The organism is bacterium (assembly GCA_040755755.1).
Lineage (GTDB): Bacteria > SZUA-182 > SZUA-182 > DTGQ01 > DTGQ01 > DTGQ01.
Map to the genome: position 1 here is coordinate 13053 of JBFLZW010000001.1, position 19953 is coordinate 33005.

General features: G+C 50.3%; 18 protein-coding genes. 5 read left to right on the forward strand and 13 right to left on the reverse strand.

Annotated elements, in window-relative coordinates; translation table 11 throughout:
* Positions 1-36: 36 nt before the first annotated feature.
* From hslU to xerA, 3 genes are read right to left on the reverse strand one after another with little or no spacing between them, the layout of a single operon-like run.
* Complete coding sequence (gene hslU, locus AB1611_00085) at positions 37-1464, reverse strand: ATP-dependent protease ATPase subunit HslU (protein MEW6377982.1); 1428 nt, start codon at positions 1462-1464, stop codon at positions 37-39.
* 32 nt (positions 1465-1496) lie between these two features.
* Positions 1497-2048, reverse strand: coding sequence for an ATP-dependent protease subunit HslV (hslV, locus tag AB1611_00090; GenBank protein MEW6377983.1), 552 nt, complete (start codon positions 2046-2048; stop codon positions 1497-1499).
* Positions 2049-2077: 29 nt separating this feature from the next.
* Entirely contained in the window at positions 2078-2977 is a 900-nt protein-coding gene (xerA, locus tag AB1611_00095; GenBank protein MEW6377984.1) for a site-specific tyrosine recombinase/integron integrase, read from the reverse strand.
* A 173-nt stretch (positions 2978-3150) separates the two neighbouring features.
* Here xerA and AB1611_00100 point away from each other — a divergent pair, with 173 nt between their 5' ends.
* The 5 genes from AB1611_00100 to AB1611_00120 all read left to right on the forward strand — a co-directional run bounded on the left by AB1611_00100 (position 3151) and on the right by AB1611_00120 (position 9965).
* Positions 3151-3306: a hypothetical protein gene (locus AB1611_00100; protein ID MEW6377985.1), complete on the forward strand. Its 156-nt coding sequence runs from the start codon at positions 3151-3153 to the stop codon at positions 3304-3306.
* 343 nt (positions 3307-3649) lie between these two features.
* Positions 3650-8578: a PQQ-binding-like beta-propeller repeat protein gene (locus AB1611_00105; protein MEW6377986.1), complete on the forward strand. Its 4929-nt coding sequence runs from the start codon at positions 3650-3652 to the stop codon at positions 8576-8578.
* A gap of 127 nt (positions 8579-8705) precedes the next feature.
* Positions 8706-9017 (forward strand): hypothetical protein, encoded by a 312-nt coding sequence (locus AB1611_00110; protein MEW6377987.1) that lies wholly within the window; start codon positions 8706-8708, stop codon positions 9015-9017.
* A gap of 165 nt (positions 9018-9182) precedes the next feature.
* A complete protein-coding gene (locus AB1611_00115) occupies positions 9183-9548 on the forward strand; it encodes a nucleotidyltransferase domain-containing protein (GenBank protein MEW6377988.1) in 366 nt (121 codons plus the stop codon).
* Positions 9549-9560: 12 nt separating this feature from the next.
* Complete coding sequence (locus AB1611_00120; protein ID MEW6377989.1) at positions 9561-9965, forward strand: HEPN domain-containing protein; 405 nt, start codon at positions 9561-9563, stop codon at positions 9963-9965.
* A 32-nt stretch (positions 9966-9997) separates the two neighbouring features.
* On the opposite strand, the gene AB1611_00125 is transcribed toward AB1611_00120, so the two are convergent.
* From AB1611_00125 to AB1611_00170, 10 genes are all read right to left on the reverse strand, one after another.
* Positions 9998-11137 carry a 3-hydroxyacyl-CoA dehydrogenase NAD-binding domain-containing protein gene (locus AB1611_00125; protein ID MEW6377990.1) on the reverse strand — a complete coding sequence of 380 codons (1140 nt, stop codon included), beginning with the start codon at positions 11135-11137 and terminating at the stop codon, positions 9998-10000.
* Entirely contained in the window at positions 11138-12040 is a 903-nt protein-coding gene (locus tag AB1611_00130; protein ID MEW6377991.1) for a hypothetical protein, read from the reverse strand.
* Positions 12041-12335: 295 nt separating this feature from the next.
* Positions 12336-13706 (reverse strand): hypothetical protein, encoded by a 1371-nt coding sequence (locus AB1611_00135; GenBank protein MEW6377992.1) that lies wholly within the window; start codon positions 13704-13706, stop codon positions 12336-12338.
* Positions 13707-13811: 105 nt separating this feature from the next.
* Positions 13812-14672: an outer membrane lipoprotein-sorting protein gene (locus AB1611_00140; protein ID MEW6377993.1), complete on the reverse strand. Its 861-nt coding sequence runs from the start codon at positions 14670-14672 to the stop codon at positions 13812-13814.
* The gene (locus AB1611_00145) at positions 14665-15312 is read right to left on the reverse strand and encodes a nitroreductase family protein (GenBank protein ID MEW6377994.1); all 648 of its coding nucleotides are present in this window, start codon (positions 15310-15312) and stop codon (positions 14665-14667) included. Before AB1611_00145 ends, AB1611_00140 begins: the two co-directional genes overlap by 8 nt.
* Entirely contained in the window at positions 15309-16553 is a 1245-nt protein-coding gene (locus tag AB1611_00150) for a beta-ketoacyl-[acyl-carrier-protein] synthase family protein (protein MEW6377995.1), read from the reverse strand. The genes AB1611_00145 and AB1611_00150 overlap by 4 nt, the downstream gene beginning before the upstream one ends.
* Positions 16550-16906 (reverse strand): phosphopantetheine-binding protein, encoded by a 357-nt coding sequence (locus tag AB1611_00155; protein MEW6377996.1) that lies wholly within the window; start codon positions 16904-16906, stop codon positions 16550-16552. Before AB1611_00155 ends, AB1611_00150 begins: the two co-directional genes overlap by 4 nt.
* 57 nt (positions 16907-16963) lie before the next feature.
* Positions 16964-18379 (reverse strand): radical SAM protein, encoded by a 1416-nt coding sequence (locus tag AB1611_00160; protein MEW6377997.1) that lies wholly within the window; start codon positions 18377-18379, stop codon positions 16964-16966.
* Positions 18312-19079 carry an enoyl-CoA hydratase/isomerase family protein gene (locus tag AB1611_00165; protein ID MEW6377998.1) on the reverse strand — a complete coding sequence of 256 codons (768 nt, stop codon included), beginning with the start codon at positions 19077-19079 and terminating at the stop codon, positions 18312-18314. The genes AB1611_00160 and AB1611_00165 overlap by 68 nt, the downstream gene beginning before the upstream one ends.
* A gap of 184 nt (positions 19080-19263) precedes the next feature.
* Positions 19264-19908: a class I SAM-dependent methyltransferase gene (locus AB1611_00170; GenBank protein MEW6377999.1), complete on the reverse strand. Its 645-nt coding sequence runs from the start codon at positions 19906-19908 to the stop codon at positions 19264-19266.
* Positions 19909-19953 lie beyond the last annotated feature (45 nt).

Consider the following 19953-nt stretch of genomic DNA (forward strand, 5'->3'; position numbering starts at 1 on the left):
GCTCAATTTCCTTTCACGTTCGGGAATGGTAGATCTTTACAGGATGTATCTGCTGAGGTCCTCATCCTTGATAATATCCACCAGCTTATCATTGACATATTTGGCATCGATAACTATTTTCTGCTCTTCCATTTCCGGAGCATGGAATGATATATCTTCCAATACCTTGTCCATTATGGTATGCAATCTCCTGGCCCCGATGTTTTCGCCCTTGTCATTAACCTGGGTGGCCAGAGAGGCGATCGCCTGAATGGCTGATTCCTCGAACACCAGATCGATCCCTTCGGTTTGCAGCAGGGCTTTGTATTGCTTGATCAAAGCATTTTCCGGCTCGGTCAGGATCCGGATAAAATCCTCTTTTCCCAGAGGAGCAAGCTCAACCCGGATCGGAAACCGCCCCTGGAGCTCCGGAATTAAGTCGGAGGGTTTCGAAACGTGAAAAGCCCCGGCGGCAATGAACAGAATATGGTCTGTCTTAACCATGCCGTACTTGGTGGTTACGGTGGTGCCCTCCACGATCGGCAGCAGGTCCCGCTGCACACCCTCACGGGAGACATCCGGCCCGCTCGTGCTCTTTTGACCGGCGATTTTATCGATCTCATCCAGAAAGATGATTCCGGACTGCTCTACCTGGTTGATCGCCTCGGCAATGACCTCATCCATGTCAATCAGCCTCTGGGTTTCATCCTGGAGGATCAGTTTGCGGGCATCCTTGAGCTTCATTTTTCTTTTCTTGACCTTACTGGGGAAGATGCCGGAGAACATCTCCTTGAAATTGATATCCATTTCCTCAAGGCCGACATTGGAAAAGACCTCAATCATGGGCATATTCCGTTCTTTCGACTCAAGCTCAATGACTTTTTCCTCGAATTTTCCAGCCCGCAGCTTCTCCCGTATTTTTTCCCGTGTGCCGGTCATCGAGAATGGAGCACCAGGCACTGAAAAACCCGGACCGGAGGCAGGTAACTCTTCTCCACTCTCAGGAGGAAACTGGCTTTCAGCACCAAATCCCTGGGGCTGAGGCTGCTGGGAAGGGGGGAGAAGAATGTCCAGAAGCCTTTCCTCGACCAGGGCTTCCGCCTTGTCCTTGACCTTGTCCCTGGCTTCAGATTTAACCATATTTACCGCCAGGTGAGTGAGGTCGCGGATCATGGATTCGACATCCCGGCCAACATAGCCGACCTCCGTATATTTGGAAGCCTCAACCTTCAGAAAAGGGGCATTGGCGAGCCGTGACAGTCTTCTGGCAATCTCGGTTTTGCCTACTCCGGTGGGACCAATCATGATAATATTTTTCGGAGCGATTTCATCGCGAAGATCCGGGGCGAGCTGCTGCCTCCGCCATCGGTTGCGCAGGGCAATGGCCACGGCCTTCTTGGCTGATTCCTGCCCGACAATATACTTACCCAGTTCGCTCACGATTTTTCTTGGAGTTAATGCATCTACGCTGAGCTCAATATCCATATTTTTACTTATTCTTCCTTGTTGCGTTTTTCTTAGATTTCCTCAATGGTTAAGAAGCTGTTCGTGTAAATACAAATAGAGCTGGTAATCTTCATGGCCTCCTCGACGATTTGTCTGGCTTCCATATCCGTGTGAAGCAGCAATGCTCTGGCTGCGGCCAAAGCATAAGCTCCCCCTGATCCGATGGCCATAATCCCCTCGGACGGCTCAATCACATCTCCTGACCCGGAAATAATAAAGAAGTGCTCTTTACTGGCCACGGACAGCATTGCCTCCAGCCTTCTCAACACCTTATCCATCCGCCACTCTTTGGCCAGCTCTACCGATGCCTTGGAAAGGTTGCCGCGGTATTCTTCCAGTTTGGCTTCCAGCTTTCCCAGCAGGGCAAAAGCATCCGCCGAGGTTCCGGCAAAACCGGCAACGATGGAATCCTTGTACATCTTGCGCACTTTTTTGGCGTTGGCTTTCATAATGGTCTGGCCGAAAGTCACCTGGCCATCACCAGCCATAACGACTTTTTCATTTCTCCGCACGCACAATATTGTGGTAGATCGTATTATCGGCTCATGCCGTTGCTCTGTCATGATCTTAAATTTCCTGTTTTTATGCTCTTCTATGCTTTAGGATGAGATTTATCATAAACCTGCATGAGGTGATCCAGGCTCAGGTGAGTATATTTCTGGGTGGTCGCAAGGCTGGCATGCCCCAGCATTTCCTGAATGCTCCGCAGGTCGACACCGGCATCGAGCAGATGCGTGGCAAAGGTGTGCCGAAACGAATGCGGACTGGCAGTATCGGATATTCCGTTTTCCCGAAAGTACTTCTTGCAGATTCTGGCCACACTGCGGCTCGATAATCGGGTTCCATATTTGTTAATAAACAGGGGAGTTAAATTTTTTTGTCCCATTTTCTGCTGAAATTCCCGTTTGCACGGGATGTATTCCCGCAGCGAAGATGCAGCCCTGGTTCCCAGCGGGACCACCCGCTCTTTCTTTCCTTTCCCCAGAACCCGGATCATCCGGCTGGCGAAATCAATGTGTTCTTCATTTAAAGCAGTAAGCTCAGACACTCTCAGTCCACAGGCATACAAAACCTCGAAGATGGTTTTATCTCTCAGTTCCCAAAAGCCGGGGGTAAGAGAGTCGAGAAGCCTGAATATTTCATCGATGGTCAGAAAAGAAGGTATCTTCACCCCCACCTTGGGCGATGAGAGAAGCACTACCCTGCTTTCTACCGGCATTCCTTCCCTGATGAGGTATTTATAGAAAGACTTGATAGCCGAGATTTTCCTTACAATGGTGGTTCTGGCAAGCTTTCGGTTGAAAAGCTGGTTCAGATATTCTCTCACCTGCGATAAATCGACTTTCTGAAGCTCTTGGTACAGATTATTGGTATCTTCTCCGTCCTGAATACCCAGAGCATGAAAAAACTGAAGCAGGTCGTTCCGGTAAGCCCGCAGAGTATGATTTGAATAGTTAAGCTCCACTTGGAGATAATTAAGAAATTCTTTCACTTTTCCATTCCAGACCTGGATCAAAAAGAGTTAACAGCTCCTTAGATTATAATCAAAAATTAAAAGTTAGCACTTTTTTTTTAAATTGTCAAGATCAGCAGTGGACTTCAGCGATTCAGAGAGTGGGTCGTCAGAACGAATATTCAGCGACCTGAATATCTATTGGGAAGGAAGTGCCAGACCGTTTCGAGAAGGTTCTGGCGATGGGGCCTGGAGGAGTCTACACCGGGAAAACCTATGGAGACTATCTGGCAGTATCACAGCAGTTTGCCAGGGCCATCTTTGAGGTATATCTGGAAGGCGACGGATCCATCAGGGTAAAGGCGTAATCAATTCCGTATTTCCTCGTCAGTTTATTGATAACCTGTCTTTTAATACTACGAAGAGTTGAATGTTCAACATGTTCGGGGTTAGAGCTCAGAAATGAGGGGAGAACCGAAAGCCTTTATTCTGGCTCCTGACTCCTGGATTCTCAAAAAAATTTTGAATTTTAAGCCACTTACAGTATATTATTTCAAAAGGGGGTGATGTCGAGAGAGGTAATATATGGCCTGGGAACCTTCTTGATGAATATCCCCGGCTCCTTCCTGACTACCGAATTAATAACCGCTGACCATCGGTCGATGTAACTTTAACTTGATTGATTAACCAGGAAATGGTGGAGGAGAAGCTATGAGAGACCTTAGCATGAAAAAGCTTTTCTCGATTTTGCTGGCAGCGTTCTGCATTCTTGTTTCGGCAGCAGGACTTGCCTCAGGGGCAGGACTGGCTGGCAGTGCCTGGCCTTGCAGAGGGCATGACGCCCGGCACACGGGGTGCAGTTCATATCGTGGATCACAAAGCGGCAGCGTAAAATGGAGTTATGAGGTCGGCAAGTGGATAGATTCTTCACCCTCTCTTGGTGCTGACGGTACGGTCTATGCGGGAAGTAATGATGGCAGAATCTATGCTCTCGATCCCAATGGCAAACTCAAGTGGGGCTTCCAGACCGTATCGAGTGTCAGCTCTTCACCCGCCGCAGCCGATGATGGCACGGTCTATGCCGGAAGTAATGACGGCAAAATTTATGCCCTCGATCCCAACGGCAGCCAGAAATGGGTCTATCGGACCGGAGGAGGAGTCCACTCCTCACCGGCTGTGGGCACTGACGGCACGATCTATGCCGGGAGCCTTGATTATAAGCTCTACGCCTTGAAACCGGATGGCACCCTGAAATGGAGCTATCCGACCGAAGGGGGAATCCATTCCTCACCGGCTGTCGGTCCTGATGGCACCATCTATGTCGGGAGTTATGACTATAGGCTGTATGCTGTTAATCCTGATGGTACCCTGAAATGGCGCTTTCCGACATCGTTTTATGTCTGCTCTTCACCCGCTGTCGGTGCTGATGGCACGATTTACGTCGGAGGCGGATGGTGGGGAGATGGAAAGGCGGACGGCAAAATCTATGCCATAAGGCCTGATGGCACTTCAAAATGGAGCTACCCGACTGGGGCTGATGTTTATTCCTCACCGGCCATCGGTCCTGACGGCACCATCTATGTCGGGAGCAATGATGGTCAGGTCTATGCCTTACGGCCTGACGGCACACTCAAGTGGGCCTGCAAAACCGGCGGTCCGGTCCATTCTTCACCGGCCGTTGGTGCAGACGGCACGGTTTATGTCGGCAGCGACGATGACAAAGTTTATGCCTTGAATCCTGAAGATGGCAGCGTCAAATGGAGCCACCAGACCGGCGGCGATATCTATTCCTCGCCAGCTATCGGTGCTGAGGGTGTGGTTTACATCGGCAGCCGGGATGGCAGGTTGTACGCCTTCGGCGACACTGTCTGCATGAGCAGCGCTCAGTGCGCCAGCGGGGAGTATTGCCGGAAAGAGGAAGGAATGTGTAATCAGTTGGGAATTTGCGCTCCCAGACCGCAAGAGTGCATCACGCTCTCCGATCCGGTCTGCGGGTGTGATGGTCATCCCTATTCCAGTTCCTGCGAGGCGGCTCAGCAGGGGGTGAGTGTGAATTATCGGGGAGCATGCTCATCGGGTGCTCCTTTCGACGCAACGCAAAGCCCCTGGCCGGTCAAGGGATACGATATCCGGCGCAGCGGCCAGAGCCCCTACCTCGGAGCCCAGACAAATAATCTCAAATGGAGCTCCCAGGCAGTCTACTCGATCGATTCTTCCCCGGCCATAGGAGCTGACGGCACGATCTATGCCGGAAGTTATGACGGGAAGGTTTATGCTTTTGACCCCAATAACGGCAGCCAGAAATGGGGCCTTCAGACCGGGGGCAGGATCATTTCTTCACCGGCCATAGCTGCCGATGGCACGATCTATGTCGGAACCGAGCATGGCCGGGTTTATGCCGTAAATCCCAACGGCAGCCAGAAGTGGGTATATTCCCTGCTTCCTCCCTATATCTCCCAACCGGGGCCTGCCATTTACTCCTCACCAGTTATCGGCGCTGACGGCACGGTCTATGTCGGGACCGGAGATGGCAAGGTTCTGGCCCTGAATCCGGACAGCAGTCTGAAGTGGTCGTTCAAGGCCGGTGACAAGGTCGATTCTTCCCCGGCCATAGGAGCTGACGACACGATCTATGTCGGCAGCTATGACCGCAGGCTCTATGCTCTGAAACCTGAGGACGGAACCCCGAAGTGGAGCTTTCTGGCCGGGGACCGGATCAGTTCCTCGCCAGCCGTCGGGACTGATGGAACAATCTATATCGGCAGCCTGGATGGCAGGTTTTACGCTGTCAGCCCGCAAAATGGCAGCCAGAAATGGGTTGTTCAGACCGGCGGAGGGATCTATTCCTCGCCAGCCATTGCTTCTGACGGGACAATTTACTTTGGAAGCAGCGACAGCAAGGTTTATGCTCTCCGGCCAAATGGCAGTCTGAAATGGAGTCATGCTGTCGGAGGCGCTGTCGATTCCTCCCCGGCCCTTGGATCTGACGGCACGGTGTATATCGGCTGCCGGGACGGCAATATCTTTGCACTCAACCCGCAGGATGGCAGCCAGAAATGGAGCTATCAGACCGGCGATACGGTCTTTTCCTCCCCGGCCATTGATGCCGATGGCACGGTCTATATCGGCAGCCGGGATGGCAGGCTCTATGCCTTCGGCAATCCATCCTGCACGGACAATACGCAGTGCTCATTTGGGGAGTATTGCCAGGTGAAAAGCGGCACCTGCCAGGGGAAGGGAACCTGTACCCGTCTGCCCTCTGCATGCCCTGAGTATTACGCTCCGGTCTGCGGATGCGACGGTGTGACCTATTCCAATTCATGCGAGGCGGCTGCCAGGGGAGTGAGCGTGGCCTCCGAGGGAGAGTGTTCGGCCTCCTCCTCCGGCGGGCTGGCCAAAAGCGCCTGGCCCGCCAAGGGGTATGATACCCGGCGCACCGGTCAGAGCCCCTATTCCGCTGCCCAGACCAACACCCTCAAATGGAGTCGCCCGACCGGCTACCAGGTTGATTCCTCACCAGCCATAGGGATTGACGGCACCATCTATGTGGGAAGCTCCGATGGAAAGATTTATGCTCTCGATCCCAACGGCAGCCAAAAGTGGGGCTATCAGACCGGGGGCAGGGTCATCTCCTCACCAGCCATAGCTGCTGACGGCACGGTCTATGTCGGCAGTGAAAACGGCCGGCTTTATGCCATGAATCCCAACGGCACCCAAAAGTGGGTTTACACCGTCCCCCCGACATCCGCCTACCAGCCGAACCCGCCGATTTACTCCTCCCCGGCCATTGGTGCTGACGGCACGGTCTATATCGGATGCACGGACGGCAGGATGCTGGCTGTCAATCCGGATGGCAAACAGAAGTGGACCTACAAGGCCGCAGACAGAATCGATTCTCCGCCAGCTATCGGCAGTGACGGCACGGTCTATGCCGGAAGCCATGACTGCAAACTCTATGCCTTCAGGCCTGAAGATGGCGGCCTGAAGTGGAGCTCTCCAACCGGGGACCGGATCACGTCCTCTCCAGCCATAGGGAGTGATGGAACGATCTATATCGGAAATTACGACGCCAGGGTCTATGCTTTTAATCCGGATGGCACCCTCAAGTGGACAAGCCGGACAGGATCATGGATATACTCCTCACCGGCCATCAGTGCTGACGGAACTATTTATATCGGCAGCACTGACGGCGCACTCTATGCGCTTTCCCCCCAGAACGGCGCCATCAAATGGATATATCAGACCGAAGGGCCGATTGCCTCGACTGCGGCCATTGGAGCTGACGGCACCATTTATTTCGGCAGCCATGATGACACTGTCTACGCGCTTAAGCCCGATGGCAGCCTGAAGTGGAAATACAAGACCGGGGATGATATCTATTCTTCGCCAGCCATAGGCTCTGACGGCACGGTTTATATCGGCAGCCGGGACACCAGAATCTATGCCTTCTCCGGCACCAGGGGATGCATCAATAATAGCCATTGCTCAGCCGGGGAGTTTTGTCTGAAAGAGGCGGGACAATGTGACCAGTCGGGAGTCTGCACTGCCCGGCCCCAGAATTGTATCATGCTGTATGATCCGGTCTGCGGATGCGACGGCCAGACGTATGGAAATTCCTGTGTAGCCCAGAGTCAGGGTATCAGCATAGATTACCGGGGAGCTTGCGCAGTCACTCAGACCGAAGAGTGTGATGGTCTTGACAATGACAAGGACGGACGGATTGACGAGGACCTCACGAGGCCATGCTCCACGGCTTGCGGCACAGGGACGGAAATTTGTCAGGCAGGCCAGTGGATTGGCTGTACCGCTCCGCAGCTTCAAACCTTTTATGCTGATGCTGACGGAGATGGCTACGGCAATGCATCCCGGAGCGTGCAGAACTGTGCTGCCGCTAACGGCTATGTTCTCGACAGGACTGATTGTGACGACAACGACAGAACCGTTCATCCCAATGCACAGGAAATCTCCTGTAACGGCAGGGATGATGACTGCCTGGGCGGGGACAACTGCGGCTACCAGCAATGCACGGAGCAGAATTCAGGAATGCTGGACATTGAAGGGACCAGGGGAACCATGGGGCAGGATGTCAGGATCCCGGTGAGGATCCAATCCGCACCTTCCGAGGTTTACTCCTTTGGTTTTGATGTGGTTTTTGAAGCGAGCGTTCTGGAATATACAAGCTTCGAAAAAGGCACCCTGACTGCTCAGGCCACCTATCTGGATGCCCCCCTGGCAGGCACCGGCAGGATACGGGTAGGTGGATTATTTACCGGCCAGGCCATTCCGAAAGGAGCGAGCGGCCCGGTAATCTGGTTGAAATTCCGGGTAAAAGGCGGCCAGCAAAACGAGTGTTACCCGGTCAGACTGGATACCGTAAAAGACGGTTTTGCTCAATTTTCCAGAACCGATGGATGTTTCTGCATTGCCAAAAAATGCACCGGCGACCTTACCGGAGATGGAGAGATTACCCCGGCGGATGCTCTACTGGCTTTTCGATGCTACCTTGGAACTGCTGGATCCGGTTCCTGTTCTGAATGCACCGACGTGAATGAAGATGGCGACACTACTCCAGCCGATGCTCTCTGTTTATTCCAGAAATACCTGGGAAAACCCACACCTACCTGCCCTGGCCTTAATTGATGGTAATAACTCACTCCACCCTCTTCCCCTTTTGGGGAAGAGGGTGGAGTGAAAAGAGGGAATATTTTTGACTTCTTGCCGAAATATAGGATATACTATAATAGTAGCCAGCAAGGAGAAGAACGCCATGCCAGAAGAAAAACCGGAACACGAATACTTCGATAAATACCTCGACGCCCGGTTCACTCATATTGATGCTACCATCCAAGCAGTTAATACTACTATGAGTGACCTGAAAACTCAATTCCTTACCCTTGAGAACAAATTCGATGATTTCAAGAAGGAAATTAAAGAAGAGAACCGGGCCACCCGCTGGTGGGTAGTAGGTACCGGCATGAGCGTAATTTTTGGCATCGCCGCCATATTCTTCTATTTCGCCCAAGTGCAGACATCCTGGATGCAGCAGGTTATGTCCTTCGCCATACAGGCAATAAAATAGGCTCAAAGGGCAAGCTCGGATCACTGTCTGAGTTTATTATCACCTCGACTCGCTCCACGCCTGGCGTACAAGAGGTATGTCCCTCCCTTTTCTCATATTCATGGTACTTGACTTTATAAGACGTTACCACTATCCTGTTTGTATAATCTTAATAAAGGCTTGGATATGCCAATAGTTAACAGCGAAAACAGCCTTAAGGATATTAATCTTCGTGAAGAAGAAGAAAGCATATTGCGAGAATTAAAGAAAGAACTTCATGGATTAGCAGGTAATTCTTTGGAAGGATTATTTCTTTATGGATCAAAAGCACGAGGGGATTTTAGTGACCAGTCTGATATTGATATAATGATTATTGTCCGAGGTCTGACAAGAGAATTAAAAGATAAAATACTTACCAGGATTGCTGACCTTGAATTTGAGTATCTTACCCCTCTATCAGCCATTGTGATCTTAAAAGAGGACTTTGACAACCTTAAAAAAAAGGAAAGAAGATTAGCGCTTGATATTGAAAAAGAGGGGATTGCCCTCTGAGGGTTTCTCAATATGACGGAAGAAAATCAAAAGATAAATATTCGAGAAGAGGTTGAAAGAGCGGATCAGACAATAAAGGCTGCCCGCCTTTTATATGAAAACGGTTTTTTTAATGATGCAATTTCGAGGTTATATTATTTTCTCCTCTATTACATAAGGGCATTACTTTTAACAAAGGGATTAGAGCCCAAAAGTCACGAAGGAGCATTGAGGCTTTTTAGTCTTCATTTTGTAAGAACAGGCTTTTTCAAGACCGAGTCTTCTCATATATTTTCAAAGATGATGAAATATCGAGAGGAAGCGGATTACAACCCTTCTTATCTATTCACAAAGGAAGACTTCATTACCTTTTCAAAAGAATCTGAAGAATTAACTGCCAGGATCAGAGATTACCTGAAAAAAGAAGGATACCTTTGATTACCCAGGCTTTGCAAGGGATGGAACATGGATCACTGCCTGAATCTCCTCCCCACTTGATTGGCCAGAAGATCAAACTCCCGCATGACCGTATCCATGCCGATGGATCTCATCATGTCAGCGGGTCCCTCCCGCATGCCCAGCACTTCCCTCATCCCTGCATTCAGCTCTTTCTCGGAAGAGACGTTCCGCGATACACTGTGCAAAAAGCCATTGAACAGCGCATAAAGAAGCCTTTTCTGGATCATTGATTCAGAAGCGTCCTGTTCTGAGGCCTGGAACGAATGTTTTTGATACGGGTTCAGGTAAAATTCGCGGGAATCATCTTCCATTTTCTCTCCATGATAGACAAAGAGTCCTCTTCCGCAGTCTCTTCCCATCCGCTCCTGCAGGATGAGTTTATAGAGCAGATCGGGTATGGGCATGCCACTTTTACGCACCTTGACCGTTATCTCGGCGGTTTCAATGATCAGCTTGCTTCCAATGATATCCGTCGATTCGCAGGGTCCGACCCGGAAGAAATTCAGGGCTGCCTTATCAATTTGCGAAGGAGCAGCCAGCCCCTGTTCGAGCATGTAGTATCCTTCGAAAAAATGGTAGGATAAAATATCATTGATGCCGGAAGCGGGAGCATCATTAATAATGATCGGCATCTTGCCAAGCTCACGAGCGAATGATGTAAGGAAATTTACTGTCTCGCCGGATACCCCGTCCCATTTAATGACCTCGATGAGATTTACCAGCGGAATAGGGTAAAAAAAATGGAACCCGCAAAAGCGCTCGCCATGATCAAGCTCTCTGGCCAGTTGGTTGATGGACAGAGAAGATGTGTTGGTAAGCAGCAGGGCCGATGGAGAAAGGATTGACTCCAGCCGTTTGAGCATACTCACTTTCTCATGAAAATCTTCAGCGATGGATTCAACGACCAGATCGCATCCTCTCAGGCTCTCGAGACGATCGGTAAAGGTGAGTGTGGATAATTTTTCCTGAAACTGGTCCTGATCGATTATTTCATTCTTCAAAGCTCTCCTGAGCTTTCGCTCGATCTGGATTTTAGATTCCCGGACAATCTCGCTCTTTCGCATCCAGACAATGATTTCATGGTCAAGCGAAGAGAAGAGATTGAAAATGCCCTTTCCCATTTTGCCGTAGCCTACAAGCCCTATTTTCATTTACGGTTTTCCCTCGTGAAAAGTATAAACTTTGAAGTTTTGATTGATATACCTGGACATCTTGGCCAGGGACTCTCCCGGCCCTGCCTCATAACCTTCTCCAATGTCATAGTGATTGACCAGCTCATTTATCAGGCTTCCCCACCGTACCGGAGAATAGAGATTTCTGACTATCTCATGGGTAATGGCATTCCTGCCGATCAGGCTCATGTCAAGAGGAGACAGTATCCTGCAGTGCGGCTCGAAGATCTCGCAGCTATCGAGGAAGGTGGAGAGCTTGCCGATGTTTCCCTGTAAAAAGGAGGTATGATACCCGAATTTCGTGTTAATCTGGATGGTCTTTAAGGCACCGAGCTTTCCCGCCAGGTCCAGACCCTTTCCTATGGCCTGATGCTCACCAACGATAACAAAGCTTCGCTCACCGTTCAGACAGGCAATTTCAAGAAAATGGTCGATCTTGTTGAAAATAAGGTCGATTATCTCCTGCTGGGTAAGCCCGATAACCACTCCCATCCCAAACTTCCGTTTCCTTGACGTATAAACCTGTTTTACCACCTTGAAAGCCTCTCTGAGGATCAGGAGCCCTGTTTCAAAGCTGTACGCTCCGGCAGCATAGAGAGCGCTGTAAATACCCAGGCTGTAGCCTGAGACCATTGCCGGGACGATATGCCGGTTTTGATAAAGGTCACAAATCGAGCAGCAGATTGTGTAGATAACCATCTGATTATGCAATTCACTGCCGGCTCCGGCACCAGCCTCGGCAAGGTTAAGCCGGTACCCCAGTTTATATACTTTAGCAAGGTTCTCTCTGAAGGTATCCTCCCGGCCTATTTTCTGCAGGGTTTCCCGGTAATCAATATCATTTCCCGGAAAGAGAAAAGCTGCCTTGGTATCTGGTTCCATACTATTCCCCTTTAGAATGAATGGCACTTACATAAGAATTAGTAATTCTCCCGCAGAGACGCTGAGACGCAGAGGATATCATTGAAAAGTAAAAGTAAAATAAGTTCCTCCTTGTGCCTTTTTACTTTTTGCTTGCTTCCAGGCCGTTGACACATCGATATATCCCGACTTTCATCAGGACCTTGCCGGATTGGTTGTTCTCTGCGTCTCTGCGTCTCTGCGGGAGATCTTTTTTCCCTGTGTGCTTTGTGTTCTCTCTATATTATAAGCTTGGCTTATGTAAGTGCCATTCCCTTTAGAATACATACCGAATACTGATCCATGTCCGATCGTTTTTTTCAAACTGCCTGAAAACCGATTCATCATTTCCCCAAATGAAATCAAGTCCCAGCTTGAATTCCAGCACATCATAGGGGCTGTATTGATATTCCAGTCGCAGGATATCATTCGATGTCTTTTCGAATGACCACAGATTGCCGATCTCAAAACTTGAAGAGCTGGTCAAAGTAGAGCTTAGCCGTGAGAAGAGCGAATTTTCAAAAATACGGACAAAGTCGAGAATGAGCAGATCTTCATTGACCGGTTTGTCAATCTCGGCACAATTCATATACTCACTGCTCACTTTAACGTCTTTACAAAACCACCCATCGAAGGTATAGTTCAAGCCCAGCAGATATTGAACGAACCGGCCATAAACTTCCTTCCGATCCATATCATGATACGTCGCTCCTCCGTGGAGCTCCACCCGGTCGGCCACAGTCGTTGACCATTCGATTGCCATGAGGTTCATCTTCCGGTATTTCTCCACCAGACCGGCAGAGCCAGAGCCAAAGAATCCGGCAGGAGCAAGTCGCGGAGCAGGAGCGATCATCATGCCGGGAGCGACAAAGAGATCGGATGAGTTTATGTGCAGCGGTCGAGGATTGAGCAGCAGCGTTGGCAAATCTTCCGCTCTTCTCATATAGATCATATCTATGTCCAGATTTTTCAGATAAAGGGAGTATCTGGAGGCATAGCTCTCGATTTCGGGTATCTCTTCTTCAATCTGCATATCCCGGTCAAACGCTGCCCACCGGGAGCCGGAAAGATAAATCCTGCTCCGGGTAAAGGATGGTATATAGCAGGCTTCCAGTTGTGAATTCCTGGTGAAGGAGAGCTTGAATCCGCCTAAAAAAACACCCATTTTTTCATTATCAAGAAAGTCTGTGTAATCCTTCGGATTTATTCTGTCAGCAGGATTAAAATGGTCACTCTTCCCCCAGGCAAGTATTCTCCTGCCGCAATAAAAATCAAACCATCCCAGCCGATACTCGATGAATCCCTCATGAAGGTCGAACATCCTTCTATGTTGCCCGTTATCTTCAAGGCCATCGATGGCATCCTCTGATCTCTTATCAGTATCCGCTTGAAAACGGCTGGATAATCTGAAAGATAACCGTCTGAACAGGGTCTGGCTGTACGCCAGGTCAATTCTGGTCTCCGCACTGGTATTCTTCTCTTCCCTGCCGACCCTGGGGTTAGCTGCAAAGTAGGCATAAGCCCTTCCCAGCGTATTGACATCGAACGATCCCAAAGCCCCCTCCAGGCACCGGGCATCTTGAGGGTGACTGAGGAAGAGAAAAATCGCACTCCACACAATGATGATGGTTTTTGTTTTGCTGTTCATTCTTTGGTAAGGAGTCAGAATTCAGGAGTCAGGAGTCAGAATAAATGTCTTTTGCTTTCATTCTGAATTCTGAATTCTGACTCCTGACTCCTGTCTCCTGTCTCCTTAATATTCTTTCGTCAACTCACGCTGGGTGAAAATCGAATCCTCCAGGGTATCACTGGTTACCCGCTTTTTGACCACGAGAATGGTACACTGATTTTCCCTGACCTTAACCATTTCCTCCCTGTTTGCCCGCCAGCAGTTACCCTTGACATTGGCTAAATCAGAGGCCACCCATTTTTTGAAGAACTTCCCATCCCGGTCGTAATGGTGAATCTCCACCGGAGTATAGACATCCTTCCTGATAAAGATGACCCGCTCTTTATAGCCGCTGCTTTTTGCCCTTCTCTCCAAAGGCATCGCTCTGACGACAAAACAGTCGTGGTTATCGATTTTCTTCTCACCCTGAAACTCGTACTTGAAATCGTCGATATTTTCGGCGCTCAAATCCTCAAAGGTATAATCGGTTCCCACAAACTCGCTGGTCTTGGCGGCGGCTGCTATCCGCTTGCTTTTGCGCAGGATAGGCAGGTACAGCCACTGGTCGTCTTCCTCGCCGGACTCACGCTCCAGGGAGAGCAGGCTGGTATTTCTCACCATCTGAGGGCTGGTAAAGCGCATCAGATTCCTGCGCTTTCCGCTTCTGCCATATTCATTCCAGACCTCGAGGGTTCTCTCCCTTTCCTTGCCTGCCGGGTCACGGATAATCATATTCATCTGGATATGCTCAGCCACTGACTTGGCCCTTCTTTCCACTTCCTCCATAATCGAGCGTCCCTTTTTGAAAGCATCCTGCTGGTCAGCATTTCCCTTCGGCTGTCCCCATACTATCGGAGCGGGGTCTACTGTCAGGCAGAGGAGCAGGGAAATGACAATCAAAACAATCGAAAAAGAACTGACCATGCCTGCCGCTGTCTTATTCATTGGCCATGATCCTCTCTTTTGCCGAATAAAAGCTGCAAATATCCGACAGGTTTTTTCTCTTCTTTTTCAGTGCGGTATTGTTACCATCGAGCGGATAGCCGATGGGCAGGTAGGCTATAAGTTCTCCCCTCAGGCCAAACTTTTCCGCGCACTTTTCGGAACCACTCAGACTGGCCATGAGCCAGACCATCCCCAGGCCCAGAGAGTGAGCCATAAGCCACATATTCTGCACAGCGCAGCCGATGGATACCAGTTCCGCCCGTTCATAGTTGCGGCTGAAATTCTCTCCTATCAATCCCTCGATTTTTTTTAGCCGGCTTGAAAAATGCTTCATATTCCAGGCAGTAATGATATGAGGGGCCTGGGCGGTGATCTGGGCGGATTGGAAAATAATGTCCCTGTACCCTGGCACGATCAGGCTTTGTGCTTCCTCGGAGAGAAGCTCGGATATCAGTTTTGTGTCCTGTCCGGTAAATATGGAGAAGTACCACGGCTGGCTGTTGGTCGGCGAGGGAGACATCCGGCCGGCATCGATCACCTGGTACAGAAGCTCTTCAGGAACCGGTTTATCCGAAAATTTCCTGATGCTGCTGCGGCTGTAGATAATCTCTTTCAGGCTTATTGCATCTTCGGTTTTCATGGGTATCGCTCCAGCACCAGTGAACAATTATGTCCGCCGAATCCAAATGAATTGCTCATGGCCGCCTCCAGATTTTTAACCTCTCTGGCTTCGTTCGGTACATAATCCAGATCGCATTCAGGATCCGGCTCCTCATGGTTGATCGTTGGCGGGATAATTCCCTGAGAGAGAGAAAGGGCAGTAGCCGCGCATTCAAGAACTCCGGCAGCTCCGATGGTATGACCGATCATGGATTTTTGGGAACTGACAGCCAGCCGGAAGGCATCTTCCCCAAAAACCATTTTTATGGCTATGGTTTCACACAGGTCATTATGGTGGGTGGACGTGCCATGAGCATTGATATAGCCGATCCTGGCCTTGTGAACTTTCGAATCCTGCAGGGCCAGAGACATGGTTTTGGCCATTTCCCTGCCGCTTGGCTCAGGAGACATGATGTTGAAGGCCTCCGAGGTCACTCCATGGCCGGAGATCACGGCGTAAATCCTGGCTCCTCTCCGGCAGGCCTTTTCCAGCCCCTCCAGGATGAGGGAACATCCGCCGTTGGCCAGAACGAATCCTCCCCTTTTCCGGTCAAACGGACGGCTTGCCTTTTCGGGGAATTCATTTTCCTCGGACAGGGCGTGCAACTGGTTGAAGCCATTGATACTTTTTGGGGTCAGCATGGTATCGACACCGACAGCTACCGCCATATCTCCCTTGCCTGAGCGCAGATAATCACAGGCGGCCGCTATGGCGTGACCGCCGGAAGCACAGGCAGTCGAGACATTGTATGAAGGTCCCTTGAAGCCGTATTTGATCGATATCCAGGCGGAGATGGCATTAACCATCGTCTGTAAGACCATGAATCTGTTATCTGCGTCCGCATCCTGCGGCTCTTTTCCATCCTCAAAGCTTGCTCCACCCGATCCGGTAATGACTGCACAGCGGTAAGGATCGAGTTTTTCCATTTCCAGCCCGCTATCCGCTATGGCTTCCTTCGCGCTGAGTAATCCTATCCGCGTAGCCGCGGTCGTTTGCTTGCGAAGCCTCTTGGGAAATTCCTTCTCTTCCAGCTCATAGTATTCCAGGGGAAGCTCGCCGCCTATTTTGGTTATGCAGCCGGAGGTATCAAACGAGGTAATCCGCTTGATACCCGGCTTGCCTGCAACCAAGTTTTTCCAGCATTGTGATGTAGTTATCCCCACCGGGCAGATCATTCCAATGCCGGTAATAGCTACTGCCTTGTCGCTTATCCCGCTCATGCCAATTCGACTCCTCCGGCCAGTTCTTCCCCTTCAGTCTCCTCTTCTTTCCTGGCGATCAGATCTTCTCCCCGCTCGATAATGTCATAAACGGCATTAGCTACCTCTCTTACGGTATATACCGGATGGGCGAGTATGTATTGACCGATGACTCTGACTTCGAGGCTGAATTTGTATTTCTTCTTGAACTCCTCGATCATCTCCAGATAAATGAGCGAGTCCCCTCCCAGATCATCAATGATTCTCGTTTCCGGGTTGATCTTGTCCAAAGCCACTCCCAGCTCCTCAGACAGAATTTCTCTCACCTCTTCATAAATAGTCTTTTTCTCCTCATCGCTCAGTATTTTCTGCATCTCTTCCTCTCCTCACCTGGGCACGATAACCCAAAAGCTCTATATAAAATTTTCTCATTAATCGTTTTTGGTAAACCTTCTCTTGAGTAATTCCCCCACTTTAATGAAAGATTCCCGGAGAAACAACTTGGCCATAAGCTGCTGAGCAAGCGAATGAGAATGAAAGTGCCGGTACAGGTCACCAATCCTCTGGTAAAATTTATCTTCAGGCATGGCCGTCGGGAGAACCGCGTTGGTCAGGGTATAGTAGTCCAGGTCCCTGATGATGATCCGGTCTTTCATCCGCTCGTACAACGCGGTCCCCGGCATGGGGGTCAGTACCGAGAATCCCGGGCTTTCGATTTTGTTTTCTTCCACGTACTTCCTGAGATTGTCAAAGTTTTTTTCCTGGTAATCAGGGGAAATAATAAAATCCCCAATAACAATGATGCCATTATCGTGGAGTATCCTGATGGCCTCGGTGTTGATCTTCAGGGATGTCCTTTTGTTAAAATCCGTAAGGTGCTCATCGCTGATTTCCTCAAGACCGACGACCACCAGCTTCAATCCGGCTTTCCGCCACAGGCTGATGAGCTGCGGGAAGTTTACGATCGTATCCGCCCGCGCATCGGCAATAAACACCTTGTTGATACCCTGCTGCATGATCAGCGAGGCAATCCGCTCGGCCCTTTTTTTATCCCCAAAGGTATTGGCATCAACCAGCCGGATAAAGAAATCGTCATTCGACAGCTCGATGTCCCTGACCACCGCCTCCGGACTTCTGGCCAGATACTGCCCCTGGGTGCTTTTCCACAGGCAGCAGAAATTACATTTATTCGTACATCCATAGGCTGTATCCACTGCCCCGATGGTTATCTTTGCATTGTCCAGGCGGTAGTAGGGCCGGTATTTCCTGACCAGCTCTTTATTGGGGGGAACATCGTCCACGAGGTCATCGGCGAGGAATTTGCGGTGGGAGATCTGGAATTTCCCGTCGGGGAAGCTTCCCACCCCCGGTATCTTTCTGACATCTTTCTTCTCCCGAATTCCCCTGACCAGGTCCGAGAAGGTCTTTTTCCCTAATCCCACAACAACATAGTCTACCGAAGGGTGATTGAAAAACTCCGGATCATTGCTCGCATGTACGCCGCCGACCACGGTAGTAATTCCGGAATCATACTCTTTGGTCTGTTTCATAAGCTGCAGGGCGGTCTGGGCCTCACAGGTCATGCAGGTTATCCCGACGAGGTCCGGTTGAAATTCCGACAGTTTCCTCTCATAGGAGGTGCTGTCTGCCTTCATATCGAAAATCTCAACCGTCTCCGATCCGACCACACCGGCAAGAAGCTCAAGCGACAGGGGCTCCTGCTTGAATACCTGGCGAATGATATCTACGCCATACTTTTCGATAATGATATTCTTTCCGCTATTCGGCGGGTTGACGAGTAATATCCTCAAGGCCGCTCCTTTTGGCTGCAAAACAGATATTGACAAAGCTATCGATTACTGCACTGATATTTTCCTGTTCACTTTTATTCCCGGAATTCCTGATAAGCCGGATGACATCCCGCAGGCGGTTTCGATCCGCCATGAGCAATGTCCTGGCCAGGCCAAGGACATGGCGCATAAAGTCCTCTCTGGGCAGGACCCTGTTGACGAGGTTGATCCGCAGGGCTTCGGAAGCTGAAATGACATCCCCCAGGGCAATCATCTCAAAGGCCTTGGCCTGTCCGACAGCTTTTGTCAGGCGGTGGACTCCCCCCAGTCCGGGGATAATACCCACCGATAATTCCGGAAGTCCCAGACGGGCCTTTTCCGAGCACAATCTCAGGTGACACACCAGGGCCAGTTCCAGCCCCCCTCCAAGGCAGTGACCATTGATGGCCGCAATCACAGGCTTTTCCAGACTCTCGATAAAGGCATAAACCTTATTGGTAAAAGCCAGATGCTCCCTCAGCACCTGAGGATCGCTGCAAGCCCGGATGAGACCAAGGTCAAACCCCTTGGAGAACCAGTTCCCCCGGCCGGTAAAGATGATAAGATCAACGTCCGGTGACAAGAACAGGTATCGGCAGGTATTAAGCTCCAGAAAAAGCTCGTTGTTCAGCTTGTTCTCCGGCGGATTGCTGAGGGTAACGATGAGAATCCGATCTTCCTGGGCCAATTCCAAAAACTTCTTCTGTTGGACGGGCATTTTCACTCCTGATAGTCCCAAAAGTAATAAATTGCTTTATCCGGTGTAACTACTTAGGTTCAAAGGCTGAGCAGTTATGATTTTATACATAATTAACCAACGGATTATTATTCGGCATTATCAAGGAAACTCAGCTCATTTGACACAAGTTCAACAGAGCAAAAGCTCCATCAGGAATTGCATCCTACTGCTTCACTCCCCCGATATGGCATACCGGCCCGTTCTCCGAGATCGAGATAAACCCGATGTCTGCCTGGCGAACAATGCGGGCAAGCTCATGCCGATCAAGGAAATCCCTGCTCCCGATCCAGTACACAAGGACGGTCCAGATGGAAGATCCATCGACCAGGGAAACTTCCTCTCTTATATCCCTAAATGACACCCGCCCATTACCGTCATAGATAGCCAGGGTGCCGCCGGGTTTCAGGACGCGGCATGATTCGTGGAGCCCTCGTAACGGGTCCCGCCAATGGTGCAGAGAACCAAAGCTTATGACCATATCAAAGCTGTTGTCGGCATAGCTCAGCTTATGTACATCCTGAACCTGCGGGTCGATTTTTCCGCTCAGACCATGCTGCTCGGCCTTACGCCGGGCGCGGGCCACCAGGTCCTGCGAGATGTCTGCGGTCACGATCCTGGTAAGGTGTGGATACCGCCTGGCCAGGGCGATAGCCAGCCTGCCGTCTGCTCCTCCAATGTCAAGGAGTGTACTGGCATGCTGCGGAACGGCTATTTTGCGGGCAGCCTGCGCATAGGCAGGCTCCATCAACCGTGCAAAAAACCTGCTGTAGACTGCGCTCATCGGCCAGTGAAATTCGCGGGGTTCCATCAATCCCCTCCTCTCTTTATCCATCCTTCATGGGTCCACTCATTC